The sequence below is a fragment of the Rhodococcus sp. NPDC054953 genome, from assembly GCF_053609225.1.
Map to the genome: position 1 here is coordinate 1 of NZ_JBSGXD010000079.1, position 1,150 is coordinate 1,150.

Below are 1,150 nucleotides of genomic sequence, written 5' to 3' on the forward strand. Positions count from 1 at the left end.
AGGTGATCGACCTCGACGGGGCCCTCGTCACCCCCGCGTTCACCGACGCGCACGTGCACGCCACCGCCACCGGCCTCGCGCTCACCGGCCTCGACCTCACCGGCTGCGCCACCCCCGGCGAGGCACTCGGCCGGATCCGCGAGTACGTCGCGGGCCGCCCGGCCGGCGCGGCGCTGCTGGGCCACGGCTGGGACGCCTCGGGCTGGCCCGGCGGACGCCCGCCCACCCGCGCCGAACTCGACGAGGCGGCCGGCCACCGCCCGCTCTACCTGACCCGCGTCGACGCCCACTCCGCGCTGGCCACCACCGCCCTGCTCGACCTGGTGCCCGGCGTCACCGGCCTGCCCGGCTACCGGGCGGACGGCGCGCTCACCGGGGACGCCCACCACGCCGTACGGCACGCCGCCGACGCCGCCCTCACCGACGCCCAGCGCGCCGACGCCCAGCGCGCCACGCTGCGCCGCGCCGCCGCCCTGGGCATCGGCACCCTACACGAGTGCGCCGGGCCCGACATCTCCAGCGAGGACGACCTCAGGGGGCTGCTCGCGCTCGCCGCCGCCGAGCCCGGCCCGCGCGTCGTCGGCTACGGGGGCGAACTCGTCACCGGCGCCGGGGACGCCGCCCGGGTGCGTGACCTCGGCGCGATCGGCGCGGGCGGCGACTTCTTCGCGGACGGCTCCCTGGGCTCCCACACCGCCCACCTGCACGCCCCGTACCACGACGCGGACCACACCGGCACCGCACACCTGGACGCGGCCACCATCGCCGCCCACGTCGCCGCCTGCACCGAGGCGGGGCTCCAGGCCGGCTTCCACGCCATCGGCGACGCCGCGCTCGGCGCCGTCACCCAGGGCGTGCGCGCCGCCGCCGAGCAGGTCGGGCTCACCCGGGTACGCGCCATGCGGCACCGCGTCGAACACGCCATGCTGCTCACCGCCGGGCACATCGACGCCTTCGCCGAACTCGCCCTGACCGCCTCCGTACAGCCCGCCTTCGACGCCGCGTGGGGCGGCGAGAGCGGCATGTACGCGCAGCGGCTGGGCGCCGACCGGGCCCGTACGCTCAACCCGTACGCCGCCCTGCTGCGCGCCGGGGTGCCGCTGGCCCTGGGCTCGGACGCCCCCGTCACCCCGCTCGACCCGTGGGGGAC

At 78.7% G+C, this 1,150-nt stretch carries 1 protein-coding gene; it reads left to right on the forward strand.

Annotation, left to right across the window (positions count from 1 at the left end):
• On the forward strand, positions 1 to 1,150 hold a 1,150-nt coding region (locus tag ACWF62_RS20600; protein ID WP_452631284.1), incomplete at both ends, for an amidohydrolase.